Source organism: Pseudomonas sp. AG1028, assembly GCF_007993955.1.
GTDB classification, from domain to species: domain Bacteria; phylum Pseudomonadota; class Gammaproteobacteria; order Pseudomonadales; family Pseudomonadaceae; genus Aquipseudomonas; species Aquipseudomonas straminea.
On the sequence record NZ_VIVP01000011.1, the window covers coordinates 56,531 to 68,860 of the forward strand.

Here is a 12,330-nt window from a genome sequence, read left to right on the forward strand (position 1 = left end):
GGCTTAGACGTTACCTGGCTCGGACTCGGCCTGATCGGACTCCGACGCGCTTGGCAGACGAACCGGACGGCTCGGCACCACGGTAGAGATCGCGTGCTTGTAGACCATCTGGCTGACGGTGTTCTTCAGCAGGATGACGAACTGGTCGAAGGATTCGATCTGGCCCTGCAGCTTGATGCCGTTGACCAGGTAGATGGAAACCGGAACGCGCTCCTTCCGCAGGGTGTTGAGGTAAGGGTCTTGTAGCGAATGCCCTTTTGACATGTGCCGCACTCCTAAATGAATCGATAAATGAAATAGTGTTTGAACGGTTTGCTTGGCCTACAAACGGCTTTGGCACATCTTCCCCCAAGGATAGACGGCCGGCGGCAAGGTCTCAGCTCAATATGGAGACCGTTGCCATGTATTTCAAGGCACGTGGCAGATTGTCGCAATCGAGACTGTCGAGCCAGTGCACATTTTGCCAACTGCGTAACCAGGTAAATTGCCGCTTGGCCAACTGGCGGGTGGCGATGATGCCGCGCTCGCGCATCTGCGCTGCGCTGAGCCGCCCTTCCAGATGATCCCACACCTGTCGGTAACCTACCGCTCTAATAGACGGCATTTCACCGTGCAAGTCACCTCGCCGATGCAGGCGTTCGACCTCGGCGACGAAGCCCTGTTCCAGCATCTGATCAAATCGTTTGGCGATTCGTTCGTGGAGAATCTGCCGCTGCGCCGGCGCTATCGCCAACTGCGCGACAGTATAGGGTAAGCCGCCGCCCTCGGCTGCCGCTTCGCTCTGTTGTTCGCGCAGCTGGGTCATGGTCATGCCGCTGACCCGGAACACCTCCAGGGCGCGGACCAGACGCTGCGGATCGTTCGGATGAATGCGCGCCGCCGATTGCGGATCCACTGCCTGCAGCTCAGCATGCAGCGCCGCCAGGCCCTCCTGCTCGGCCCGCGCTTCGAGCTCGGCGCGCACCTCGGCGTCGGCGCCCGGCATATCGGCCAGGCCATCGAGCAGCGCCTTGTAATAGAGCATGGTGCCGCCGACCAACAACGGGATACGCCCCCGCGCGGTGATATCGGCCATAGCCGCCAGGGCATCCCGACGGAAATCGGCCGCCGAATAGGCTTCGGACGGATCGCGAATATCCACCAGATGATGGGGAAAGGCTTCGAGGGTGTCGCGATCAGGCTTGGCGGTGCCGATGTCCATGCCGCGATAGACCAGCGCCGAGTCCACACTGATCAGCTCGCAGGGCAACACACGCGCCAGGGCCAGGGCCAGATCGGTCTTGCCGGACGCGGTCGGCCCCATCAGAAAGATGGCGGGAGGCAAAGAGGACATCAACACGACTCGAATGAACGGCGGCCCATTTTCCGGACCTAAGCCGCCGGCCGCAAGCGCGACGCTGGGTTACTGGCCGCGCAGGAACAACTTGTCCAACTGATCCAGGCTCATCTGCGTCCAAGTCGGCCGGCCATGGTTGCACTGGCCGCTGCGCTCGGTCTGCTCCATATCACGCAGCAGGCCGTTCATCTCCGGCAAGGTCAGGCGGCGATTGGCGCGCACGGCGCCGTGACAGGCCATGGTCGCCAGCAGCTCGTTGAGGTGCGCCTGGATGCGGTCACTGGTGCCATACTCGAGCAGATCGGACAGCACATCACCCACCAGACGAGTCGCCTCGGCCTGCTTGAGCAGCGCCGGAATCTGGCGGATCGCCAGGGTTTCCGGGCCTAGACGCTGCAGTTCAAAGCCGAGCTTCAGGAACCACTGGCCGTGCTCTTCGGCGCAGTCCGCTTCGCGCTGGCTGACGGCGATGGACTCGGGTACCAGCAGCGGCTGGCCGCGCAGGCCTTCGCTGGCCATCGCCACCTTGAGACGCTCGTAGGTGATGCGCTCGTGGGCCGCGTGCATGTCCACGACCACCAGGCCGTGAGCATTTTCGGCCAGGATATAGATGCCCTTGAGCTGAGCGATGGCATACCCCAGCGGCGGGATATCTCCTTGAACCTCAGGCAAGGCAGCCGGCGCGCTGCTGGTGGCCAGCGGCGCGTAGAACTCGCGATAGACGCCCTGCGCCTCGGCGGCCGGCAGCGTGGCTTCGCTGCGCTGGCCCTGATAACCGGCACCGGGGGAACGCCAGACCGAATCGGTCGGGCGCTCGAGCACGCTGGCGGAAAGCCCCATTTCACCTTGCGGGCCGAACTCACCGGCAGCCAGGCCGCTAGGTCGCAGCACCGTCTCGGCGGCGGCCGGCGTGGCCAAATGGTCTTCCGGACGCACCTCGCCAAGCGCTCGGTGCAGGGTGCCGTAGAGGAAGTCGTGAACCATGCGCCCTTCGCGGAAGCGCACTTCGTGCTTGGTGGGGTGCACGTTGACGTCGACGGCGGTGGGGTCGATTTCCAGAAACAGCACGAAGGTCGGATGGCGGCCATTGAACAGCACGTCGCGGTACGCCTGGCGCACCGCGTGGGCGACCAATTTGTCACGCACCATGCGGCCGTTCACGTAGAAATACTGCAGGTCCGCCTGGCTGCGGGAGAAGGTCGGCAACCCGACCCAACCCCACAGGTGCAGGCCATTGCGCTCGATATCGATGGGCAGCGCCTGCTCCAGAAAGCCTGCGCTGCACACCGAGGCGACACGCCGGGCACGGCTCACGTCGTCATTGGCTTCATGCAGCGACAACACGCTCTTGCCGTTATGACGCAGGTGGAAGGCTACATCGAAACGCGCCAGCGCGAGGCGTTTGATGACCTCCTGCAGGTGATCGAACTCGGTCTTCTCGGCCTTGAGGAATTTGCGCCGCGCCGGGGTATTGAAGAACAGGTCGCGCACCTCCACCGAGGTGCCGACCGGATGGGCCGCCGGCTGCACGCGCGGTTGCATCTCGCGGCCTTCGGTCTCCACCTGCCAGGCCTGTTCGGCGTCAGCGGTACGGGAAGTGAGCGTCAGCCTGGCGACCGAGCTGATGGACGCCAGGGCTTCACCACGAAAGCCCATGCTCAAGACCTGTTCGAGGTCTTCGAGCTCGCGAATCTTGCTGGTGGCATGGCGGGCAAGCGCCAGCGGCAGATCATCGGCGGCGATGCCGCGACCATCGTCGCGCACGCGCAGCAGCTTGACACCGCCCTGCTCGACATCTACTTCGATGCGCTTGGCCCCTGAATCCAGGCTGTTTTCCAGTAGTTCCTTGGCCACCGACGCCGGGCGTTCGACCACCTCACCGGCGGCGATCTGGTTCGCCAGCCGCGGGCTGAGCAGCTGGATGCGTGCCACGTCACTCATGGCTGGACGGCCAGGGCGGTCGCGGGAATCTGCAGCGTCTGGCCGACTTTGATCACGTCGGACTTCAGCGAATTGGCACTGCGCAGGCTCGCCAGGCTGACCTGATAGCGCTGGGCGATCAGCGCCAGGCTTTCCCCGGAGGAGACCCGGTGCTCACGCGGCCCCTGGGCAACTTTGCCGTTGTCGCGCAGCCAGGCGATGTAGGTGCCGGGCGGCGGGTTCTGTTCGAAGAACTGCTTCACACCGGTGACGATGGAGCGCGCCAGGCTCTGCTGGTGACCAGCCGAGTGCAGCTTGCGCGCCTCGCTGGGGTTGGAGATGAAGCCGGTTTCGACCAGGATCGACGGAATGTCCGGCGACTTCAATACCATGAAGCCGGCCTGCTCGACGCGGCGCTTGTGCAGCGGCGTGACCTGGCCCATCTGACCAAGCACTTTCTGCCCGACATTGAGGCTGGACGACAGCGACGCGGTCATCGACAGATCGAGCAGCACGCCGGCAAGCATGCGGTCCTTGTCTTCGAGACTGACGTTGCCGGCACCGCCGATCAGGTCGGACTGGTTCTCGGCGTCCGCCAGCCAGCGCGCGGTTTCCGAGGTGGCGCCGCGGTCGGACAACGCATAAACCGAAGCGCCGAAAGCGGCCGCACGGGGCGCCGCATCGGCGTGAATGGACACGAACAGATCGGCGCCCTTCTTGCGGGCGATCTCGGTACGCTTGCGCAACGGAATGAAATAGTCGCCGGTACGCACCAACTCGCCGCGGAAACCCTTCTGAGCATTGACCTGGCGCTGCAGCTCCTTGGCGATGGCCAGGGTCACGTTCTTCTCGAACTGGCCCCTGGTCGGGCCCAGTGCACCAGGGTCTTCGCCACCATGACCGGCGTCGATGGCGATCACGATATCGCGTTTGCCACCCGGCACGGGGGCCACCTTGGGCGGTGCCTGGGTCGGCGTGACGGGAACCGGGGGCTCACTGGCGGTGGTGGTGGATGGCAGACTCGGCGCGGCATCCGACGGCTGATCGAACAGGTCGACGACCAGGCGATTGCCGTACTGCTGATTGGGCGCCAGGGTGAAACTCTTCGGGGTGACCTGGGCCGAGACGTCGATGACCACGCGCAAGTCGTCCGGTGTACGCTGCGCCGAGCGCACCGCGGTTATGGGCGTGTTGCTCAGGGCCAGCTTGTCCAGCGGGGTGACCAGCTTGGCGCCGCTGATATCGATCACGATACGATCCGGCGCGGTCAGGGTGAACACGCTGTGCTGCACCGGGCCGGACAGGTCGAAGACCAGGCGCGTGTTGTCCGGTGCGCGCCACAGGCGAACACTGCGCACATCCGACGCGGCCCACACGTCGGCAGCCATGACCGCCAACATCAGCCCGACCGCGATCATTCGCGCGCCTATGCGCATACCCGCCCCCACTCTCTTGTTCATGCTCCGGGTGCCAGAACGGCACACCAGCTTTCACCCTTCGCACCATGACTGCGAAGCAGCAGCGACCGGCCACCCGATCGCGGGCTAATGGTAATGTCCAGGTCGGCCTTTGGCAAAACGCCGGCACCCCGCTGGGGCCACTCGATCAGGCACAGGGCGTCGCCCTCGAAGTAATCGCGAATGCCGAGAAACTCCAGCTCCTCGGGATCGACAAGGCGATAGAGGTCGAAATGAAAGGCACGGACTTCGCCGATCTCGTAGGGCTCGACCAGGGTGAAGGTCGGGCTTTTCACCGCGCCACGGTGACCAAGGCCCTGCAGGATGCCGCGCGACAGCGTGGTCTTGCCGGCACCCAGATCACCTTCCAGGTAAATCACGCCACGCCCTCCAGTGGCCGCAGCGATACGCGCGCCGAGCGCCAGCATGGCGTCCTCATCGGCGGCGAACAGTTCTAATTCCGACAAGCGGCTCGCTCCTGTAACAAATGACGGATAGCGTCGCACAGATCGCTGGCCGCCAGACCATTTCCTTTATGGGCCAGTGACTCACCGGCGCAGGCATGCACCCACACGCCTAGGGCCGCTGCCTGCCACGTACTGCAGCCCTGGGCAATCAGCGCGCCGATCAGACCGGCCAGCACATCGCCCAGCCCGGCGCCAGCCATCACCGGATCGCCGCGATCACACACCAGCAGGCGACCAGCCGGATCGGCAACCAGCGTGCCGGCCCCCTTGAGCACACAAACTACGTCGTAACGCCGGGCCAACGCCCTGGCCGCAGCCGGGCGATCGGCCTGCAGCTCAGCCGTGGAGATACCCAACAGGCGCGCCGCCTCGCCGGGGTGCGGAGTGATCACGCTGCCGGGGACGATGCGCACATTATCTGTGGCCAGCAGGTTGAGCGCGTCGGCATCCCATACCTGAACGCCACTAGCGGCAGCGGCTGCCGACAGCAGACTGCGGCCCCAGGCGCCCTGCCCGAGCCCAGGCCCGACCACCCACACGGTGATCTTGCCTGCCAACACGTTTAATTGATTGGCCGAAGCGACCGCCAGACTCATCACCTCGGGCAGGCGCGTTTGCGCGGCGCCGATATGCTCCGCGCGAGTGGCCAGGGACACCATGCCGGCACCGCCGCGCAGCGCGCTCTGCGCCGACAGCAGCGCCGCACCGCCGGTGCCCTGATCACCGCCAACCACCAGCAAGTGGCCCAGCTGGCCTTTATGGGTGGTCGGCTGACGAGGGGCAACCCTTGGCAACATCTCGCCAGCCAGGCGATGCGCTACGGATGGCTGACCGGCCACGATCTCGGCGTCAGCCTGCAGATCATCGAATACCAGGCGGCCGACATGATCGAGCACCTGGCCGACGAACAGGCCGATCTTCAAGCCAATCAGGGTGACGGTCAGGTGCGCCGTGACCGCCTGCCCAAGCACCTGGCCGCTGTCCGCACAGATGCCGGATGGAATATCCACCGCCAGCACGGGCTGCCCACTGTGGTTGATCCAGTCGATGGCCGCCGCGTAAGGCTCACGCACCTCGCCCGCCAAACCGGTGCCGAGCAGCGCATCGACCAGCACGCCTCGCGGCTCGGCCTCTGCGTGCCACGGCAGTACCTCGACACCGGCAGCGCGTGCCTCGTCACGGGCCAGGGCGGCATCGCCCTGTAACCGTTGTGGCTCGCTGACGGCCAGTACCCGCACCTGCCAGCCGGCGCGTTTGGCGAGCGCCGCAACCAAGTAACCGTCGCCAGCATTGTTGCCGTGCCCGGCCAGCACGGTCATCGCGCCAACTTCCGGCCATTCGCGGCGCAGCGCGCGCCAGATGGCGTGGGCCGCGCGCTGCATCAGCTCGAAACCTGGCGTGCCGGCAGCGATCAACGCCGCATCCAGCGCCCGCACCTGAGCGGCGCTGTAGAGCGCGAGGGGAAGATCGTCTGATGAATGCCGCATGCCTGAGCTCCGATGTCTGGCAGAATTATACGCCGCCTACTGCAGATTCCCGCCCAGCATGACCGACGCCACCCTCGACCTCGCCAGCCTCGCCCAGTCCATCAAGGACTGGGGCCGTGAACTGGGCTTTCAGCAGGTGGGCATCAGCGGCCTGGAGCTGGGTGAGCACGAGGCCCACCTGCAGCGCTGGCTGGATGCCGGCTACCAAGGCGAGATGGACTATATGGCCGCGCACGGCCGCAAACGTTCACATCCCGACGAGCTGGTGCCCGGCACCCTGCGCGTGGTGTCGCTGCGCATGGACTACCTGCCCGGCGACACGAAGATGGCCCAGCGCCTGCAGGAGCCGGAAAAAGCCTACCTGTCGCGCTATGCCTTGGGCCGCGACTACCACAAGCTGATCCGCAAACGTCTGCAACAGCTGGCCGAGCGTATCCAGCAGGCCATCGGCCCCTTTGGCTACCGCGCCTTCGTCGACAGCGCGCCGGTGCTGGAGAAAGCCATCGCCGAACAGTCCGGCCTGGGCTGGATCGGCAAGAACACCTTGGTGCTCAACCGCAAGGCGGGCAGTTACTTCTTTCTCGGCGAGCTGTTCGTCGACATCCCATTGCCAGAGGATGCACCCCACGGCAGCGAACATTGTGGCCGCTGCAGCGCCTGCCTGGACATCTGCCCGACCGCCGCCTTCGTCGGCCCCTATGTGCTCGATGCGCGGCGCTGCATTTCCTACCTGACCATCGAACTTAAAGGCCCGATTCCCGAGGAGCTGCGCGCGCCCATCGGCAATCGGGTGTTCGGCTGCGACGACTGCCAGATGGTCTGCCCCTGGAACCGCTTCGCCAAACCTACCGAACAGAGTGATTTCCAGCCGCGGCACAGCCTGGACAATGCCGAACTGGCCGAGCTGTTTCGCTGGAGCGAGGAGGAATTTCTCAGCCTTACCGAAGGCTCACCGCTGCGCCGTGCCGGTTACGAGCGCTGGCTGCGCAACCTGGCCGTCGGCCTGGGCAACGCGCCGTCGAGCATCCCGGTGCTGGAGGCGCTGGAGGCGCGCCGCGAGTATCCGTCGGAGCTGGTGCGCGAGCATGTGCAGTGGGCGCTGGAGCAGCACGCCCGCCGCCAGGGCTGATTCAACCCCGTAGCCTGGGCCGGAGCGCAGCGAACCCAGGAATATCCCCCGGGTTACGCCTATGGCCAACCCGGGCTACGGGACTGCAGCCCTCAGACCTTGAGAAGGTGCTGGCGGTAATACTTGAGCTCGGCGATGGACTCGCGGATGTCGTCCAGCGCCTGGTGCGTACCGGTTTTGACGAAGCCTTCCTTGACGCCGGGCGCCCAGCGCTCGGCAAGAATCTTGAGGGTCGACACATCCAGGTAGCGGTAGTGGAAGTAGGCTTCCAGCGCCGGCATGTACTTGTAGAGAAAGCGACGATCCTGGCCAATGCTGTTGCCGCAGATCGGCGACTTGCCTTTCGGCACCCACTTTTCCAGGAAGGCGATGGTCTGCGCCTCGGCCTCGGCCTGGCTGACCTTGCTGTCGCGCACGCGCTGGGTCAGCCCGCTCTCGCCGTGGGTGCGCGTGTTCCACTCGTCCATCGCCGCGAGGCGCTCGTCGCTCTGGTGCACGGCGATCACCGGGCCTTCGGCCAGCACGTTGAGTTCGGTATCGGTGACGATGGTCGCCATCTCGATGATGACGTCCGTTTCGGGATCGAGACCGGTCATTTCCAGGTCGATCCAGATCAGATTCTGTGGGTTCTGCATGCTGCGCTCCTCTTTGGGTTCGTCATTCTAGCCAATCTCCCAGAGCAGCAGGCGTGAATCGCGCCAGTCCTTGAGCTCGACCACGCGCTGCGGCGCCACGCCGGGAATCTCGAAGGTATTGCTGATCAGCCAGGCACCTTTCGGCAACTCGGTATGGGCCTTGTCCCAAAGCGCAGGCATCGGCGCAGGTGAGAGAAAGCAGTAGGCGACGTCGATGGCGCTCAACTCGGTGCGCCACAGGTTCTGATAACGAATCCGGCAGTTGCGCCGGCCGAGGCAGCGCAACCAGGCAATTGCAAAGGACAGCGGCGCAGTTTCCACGCCGGTGAACTGTGCCTGGGGAAAACGCCGCGCCAGCCACAGCAAGGTGCCGGCCGGGCCGCAGCCCAGATCGACGAAGCTGAAACGCTGGCCGCGGGCTTCGAGCAGGCGAGCCAGTTCATGCCGGGTACCGGCGCCGGTCAGGTAAAGCGGCACGCGCTCGCCGAAGCTGTTCCAGTTGAGCATCAGTAATAACAGAAAGCCGAGCAGAAACAGCCAGGACGGCAGCGGCGCACCACTGGCCAGCAGCAAACTCGGCACGAACAGCAGATTCAGCCACCACCACCAGCGCGACAGGCCCAGCCAGCGAGCCAGGCAGGCGCAAAGCAGGCCGTGCAGCAAACCGGCGGCCAAGGGGCTCGCGCGCCACTCGAACAGCTGGGCCGCAGCAATGATCGCCACGCCCATGACTAGGGTGACCACCAACTGGATCAACAGGGCCAGGAGGGCCGGATAACGTTCACCCAGGCGATGCAGCGCGCGGTAGGAAGCAGCCATGCCGTTGAGGCTCGTAGAAAGACGGTTGGCCAGTCTAGCGCCGGCCTCGACAAATTGTCGCGCCATCAGGCGTGCTAGAATCCGAGCCATTTCAAGCGCAGCACAACTCGGAAGCCCCATGGCCAAACGCCAACTCAACCGCCGGCAAAACTGGCGCATCGAAAAGATCCAGGGCGAGCGCGCCGCACGCGCCGCCAAGCGCGAATCCCGCGTGGTGGAAACCCTGGAAGGCGGCGATCTGGGCCCGGAGCAGACCGGCCTGGTGATCGCCCACTTCGGCGTGCAGGTGGAAGTCGAAGCCACCGACGGCGAGCTGAGCGGCCAGGTGTTCCGCTGCCACTTGCGCGCCAACCTGCCGACGCTGGTCACTGGCGACCGCGTGGTGTGGCGCCCGGGCAACCAGGGCATCGGCGTGATCGTCGCCCAGCTGCCACGCGACACCGAGCTATGCCGCCCGGACACCCGCGGCCAGCTGAAGCCGGTCGCAGCCAACGTCGACCTGATCGTCATCGTCTTCGCACCACTGCCCGAGCCCCACGCCAACCTGATTGATCGCTACCTGGTCGCTGCCGAGCACGCCGGCATTCGCCCGCTACTGCTGCTCAACAAGGCCGACCTGATCGATGCACAGAACGAAACCGCGCTGAATGCGCTGCTCGGCGTCTATCGCCAGCTGGGTTATCCGCTGCTGGAAGTCTCGGCGCTGGAAGGCGATGGCATGGAGCAGCTCAAGAAGCAGCTCGACGGCAACATCAGCGTCTTCGTGGGCCAGTCGGGCGTCGGCAAGTCGTCGCTGGTCAACAGCCTGCTGCCGGGCGTCGACACCCGCGTCGGCGCGCTGTCCGAGCTGACCGGCAAAGGCACCCACACCACTACGACCGCGCGCCTGTTCCACTTCCCCGGCGGCGGCCAGCTGATCGACTCACCGGGTATTCGCGAGTTCGGCCTCGGCCATGTCAGCCGTGACGATGTGGAGGCGGGCTTTATCGAGTTCGCCGACCTGCTCGGCCATTGCCGTTTCCGCGACTGCAAGCATCACCGCGAGCCCGGCTGCGCCCTGCTCAAGGCGCTGGAAGATGGGCGGATTCAGCCGCAGCGGATGAACAGCTACCGGCACATTCTGGCCAGTTTGCCGGAACCCGAGTATTGATCCGCTTCGTACACGTTGGTGTGCGAGCCGATCACTCCTTGGGCTGATCCAGCTTCAACGTGCCATCTTCGAAGATGTTCAGCTTCTCTCGCACCTGATCACTGGAAAGCGGCTCGGCTGCAGGCGCCGCACCTGAGCCCGCGCCAGTACCACCGAAAGGCGAACCCTGCGCGGGATCCGGCGCCAGCGCGCCACCGCCCTGCTCGCCTTCGATGTTGCGCTGCGCCCTCTTGGTCAGCACCACGATATCGATGCGCCGGTTCACCGGGTTGAACGGATCGTTGCGGTCGAACAGCGCCGACGAGGCATAGCCGACCACGCGCGCCACCTGGGCATCGTCGTAGCCCGCCGCGATCAACACGCGCCGCGCCGCATTGGCGCGGTTGGCCGACAGCTCCCAGTTGCCGAAGCCGCCAGCGCCGGCAAACGGCTTGGCGTCGGTATGGCCGCTGATGCTGATCTTGTTGGGCACCGTCTTTATGGTGTCTGTGAGGGCGAACAGGATGTCCTCGAAGTACGGCTGCAGCTGCGCGCTGCCGAGGGCGAACATTGGCCGATTCTCGGCATCGACGATCTGGATGCGCAGGCCGTCCTGGGTGATCTCGAACAGGATCTGATCCTTGAAACGCTGCAGCTGCGGGTCCTGCTCGACCTTGGTCTGCAGCTCCTGCAGCAGCAGCTCCAGGCGCTCGCGCTCGACTTCCTCGGCCTTGGCTTCGGCCTGCTCGGCGTCCAGCTCGGCGGGATCCTTGGGATCGGCTTTCGCTTCGTCCCCCGGGGCCTCCTGGGGCTGCTCGTTGAGGGTGCGATCCGGCGACGGCGTCGGCGAGCCGCCGAGGTCGATCACATAGGGGCTGGCGCTCTCGGAGAAACCGATGGGGTCCTTGAAGTAACCGGAGATCAATTTCTTCTGCTCGGGTGTGGCCGAGGACATCAGCCACATCACCATGAAGAAGGCCATCATCGCCGTGGCGAAGTCGGCAAAGGCGATCTTCCAGGCGCCACCATGGTGGCCGCCGGCAACCTTCTTGACCCGCTTGACGATGATCGGCTGGTTGTTTTCCATGGTGCTTAGTTCCCGCGCATGGCCTGCTCAAGCTCACTGAAGCTCGGGCGGTGCGCCGGGTACAGGGTCTTGCGCGAGAACTCGACGGCCAGCGACGGCGGCATGCCGGACGCCGAGGCGACCAGGCCGGCCTTGATGGCCTCATAGACGTTCAGCTCTTCCTTGGCGTCGTGCTCGAGTGCCGCGGAGAGCGGGCCGAAGAAGCCGTAAGAGGCGAGAATACCGAGGAAGGTACCGACCAGCGCGGTACCGACCTTCTCACCGATCTGCGCGTTGTCCGCCTCGGCGAGAATCGACATGGTGATCACGATACCCAGTACCGCGGCGACGATACCCATCGCCGGCATGCCGTCGGCGATCTTCGCCACCGCGTGGGCCGGGTGCTCGAGTTCCTCCTTGAGGCCGACCAGTTCCATGTCGAACAGGCCTTCGAGCTCGTGGGGCGCCATGTTGCCCGAGGACATAATGCGCAGGTAATCGCAGATGAACGCGACCATGCGCTCATCGCCCAGCACCGCCGCGTACTTGCTGAAGATCGGGCTCGCCGCCGGGTCTTCGAGGTCGGCTTCGATAGCCATCATCCCCTCGCGGCGCGCCTTGTTGAGAATCTCATAGAGCAGGCGCAGCACTTCCAGGTAGTAATCGTGGGTGAAGCGCGACTTGAACATTTTCAACGACTTCTTGAAGACAGTCATGAACATGCTGCCCGGGTTGGCCTGCAGGAAAGCGCCCAGCGCCGCACCGCCGATGATCAGCACTTCGAAAGGGTGCACCAGGGCCATGAGATGACCGCCCGACGCGACGAAGCCGCCGAACACGCAAGCGAATACAACGATGATGCCGATGATTTTGGCCATAGAAAAA

Annotated in this window: 12 protein-coding genes; 2 read left to right on the plus strand and 10 right to left on the minus strand. The window is 64.9% G+C overall.

Translation table 11 applies throughout. The annotated features are described in order from the left end of the window. Positions 1–3: 3 nt before the first annotated feature. The 6 genes from hfq to FB481_RS18570 form a co-directional block, all read right to left on the minus strand. Positions 4–264, minus strand: a complete 261-nt coding sequence (hfq, locus tag FB481_RS18545; RefSeq protein WP_013793183.1) for an RNA chaperone Hfq — start codon at positions 262–264, stop codon at positions 4–6. 112 nt (positions 265–376) lie between these two features. Continuing rightward, positions 377–1,333 (minus strand): tRNA (adenosine(37)-N6)-dimethylallyltransferase MiaA, encoded by a 957-nt coding sequence (miaA, locus tag FB481_RS18550; RefSeq protein WP_147177304.1) that lies wholly within the window; start codon positions 1,331–1,333, stop codon positions 377–379. Between the two features lie 69 nt (positions 1,334–1,402). Continuing rightward, positions 1,403–3,277 carry a DNA mismatch repair endonuclease MutL gene (gene mutL / locus FB481_RS18555; protein WP_147177305.1) on the minus strand — a complete coding sequence of 625 codons (1,875 nt, stop codon included), beginning with the start codon at positions 3,275–3,277 and terminating at the stop codon, positions 1,403–1,405. Next, entirely contained in the window at positions 3,274–4,704 is a 1,431-nt protein-coding gene (locus FB481_RS18560; RefSeq protein WP_208604551.1) for an N-acetylmuramoyl-L-alanine amidase, read from the minus strand. The genes mutL and FB481_RS18560 overlap by 4 nt, the downstream gene beginning before the upstream one ends. Positions 4,705–4,712: 8 nt before the next feature. Beyond that, entirely contained in the window at positions 4,713–5,180 is a 468-nt protein-coding gene (gene tsaE / locus FB481_RS18565) for a tRNA (adenosine(37)-N6)-threonylcarbamoyltransferase complex ATPase subunit type 1 TsaE (protein ID WP_027903242.1), read from the minus strand. Continuing rightward, positions 5,168–6,667, minus strand: a complete 1,500-nt coding sequence (locus FB481_RS18570; protein WP_147177306.1) for an NAD(P)H-hydrate dehydratase — start codon at positions 6,665–6,667, stop codon at positions 5,168–5,170. The genes tsaE and FB481_RS18570 overlap by 13 nt, the downstream gene beginning before the upstream one ends. A 58-nt stretch (positions 6,668–6,725) precedes the next feature. Here FB481_RS18570 and queG point away from each other — a divergent pair, with 58 nt between their 5' ends. Further along, positions 6,726–7,796 carry a tRNA epoxyqueuosine(34) reductase QueG gene (gene queG, locus FB481_RS18575; protein WP_147177307.1) on the plus strand — a complete coding sequence of 357 codons (1,071 nt, stop codon included), beginning with the start codon at positions 6,726–6,728 and terminating at the stop codon, positions 7,794–7,796. Positions 7,797–7,888: 92 nt separating this feature from the next. On the opposite strand, the gene orn is transcribed toward queG, so the two are convergent. Further along, positions 7,889–8,431 carry an oligoribonuclease gene (gene orn, locus FB481_RS18580; RefSeq protein WP_147177308.1) on the minus strand — a complete coding sequence of 181 codons (543 nt, stop codon included), beginning with the start codon at positions 8,429–8,431 and terminating at the stop codon, positions 7,889–7,891. Between the two features lie 27 nt (positions 8,432–8,458). Next, complete coding sequence (locus tag FB481_RS18585) at positions 8,459–9,250, minus strand: class I SAM-dependent methyltransferase (RefSeq protein WP_147177309.1); 792 nt, start codon at positions 9,248–9,250, stop codon at positions 8,459–8,461. Positions 9,251–9,368: 118 nt separating this feature from the next. On the opposite strand from FB481_RS18585, the gene rsgA reads away from it, so the two are divergent. Continuing rightward, entirely contained in the window at positions 9,369–10,400 is a 1,032-nt protein-coding gene (gene rsgA, locus FB481_RS18590) for a small ribosomal subunit biogenesis GTPase RsgA (protein ID WP_147177310.1), read from the plus strand. 31 nt (positions 10,401–10,431) lie between these two features. Here the strand turns inward: rsgA and motB are convergent, their stop codons facing one another. Further along, on the minus strand, positions 10,432–11,466 hold the full coding sequence (gene motB / locus FB481_RS18595) for a flagellar motor protein MotB (protein ID WP_147177311.1): 1,035 nt from the start codon (positions 11,464–11,466) through the stop codon (positions 10,432–10,434). A 5-nt stretch (positions 11,467–11,471) separates the two neighbouring features. Continuing rightward, positions 11,472–12,323, minus strand: coding sequence for a flagellar motor stator protein MotA (gene motA, locus FB481_RS18600; RefSeq protein ID WP_147177312.1), 852 nt, complete (start codon positions 12,321–12,323; stop codon positions 11,472–11,474). Positions 12,324–12,330: the final 7 nt, after the last annotated feature.

Coding starts and splice junctions, on each gene's coding strand:
- queG (WP_147177307.1), top strand. CDS start 6,726: ATGACCGACGCCACCCTCGACCTCGCCAGCCTCGCCCAGTCCATCAAG.
- FB481_RS18585 (WP_147177309.1), bottom strand. CDS start 9,250: ATGGCTGCTTCCTACCGCGCGCTGCATCGCCTGGGTGAACGTTATCCG.
- motB (WP_147177311.1), bottom strand. CDS start 11,466: ATGGAAAACAACCAGCCGATCATCGTCAAGCGGGTCAAGAAGGTTGCC.
- motA (WP_147177312.1), bottom strand. CDS start 12,323: ATGGCCAAAATCATCGGCATCATCGTTGTATTCGCTTGCGTGTTCGGC.
- miaA (WP_147177304.1), bottom strand. CDS start 1,333: ATGTCCTCTTTGCCTCCCGCCATCTTTCTGATGGGGCCGACCGCGTCC.
- hfq (WP_013793183.1), bottom strand. CDS start 264: ATGTCAAAAGGGCATTCGCTACAAGACCCTTACCTCAACACCCTGCGG.
- orn (WP_147177308.1), bottom strand. CDS start 8,431: ATGCAGAACCCACAGAATCTGATCTGGATCGACCTGGAAATGACCGGT.
- FB481_RS18570 (WP_147177306.1), bottom strand. CDS start 6,667: ATGCGGCATTCATCAGACGATCTTCCCCTCGCGCTCTACAGCGCCGCT.
- mutL (WP_147177305.1), bottom strand. CDS start 3,277: ATGAGTGACGTGGCACGCATCCAGCTGCTCAGCCCGCGGCTGGCGAAC.
- rsgA (WP_147177310.1), top strand. CDS start 9,369: ATGGCCAAACGCCAACTCAACCGCCGGCAAAACTGGCGCATCGAAAAG.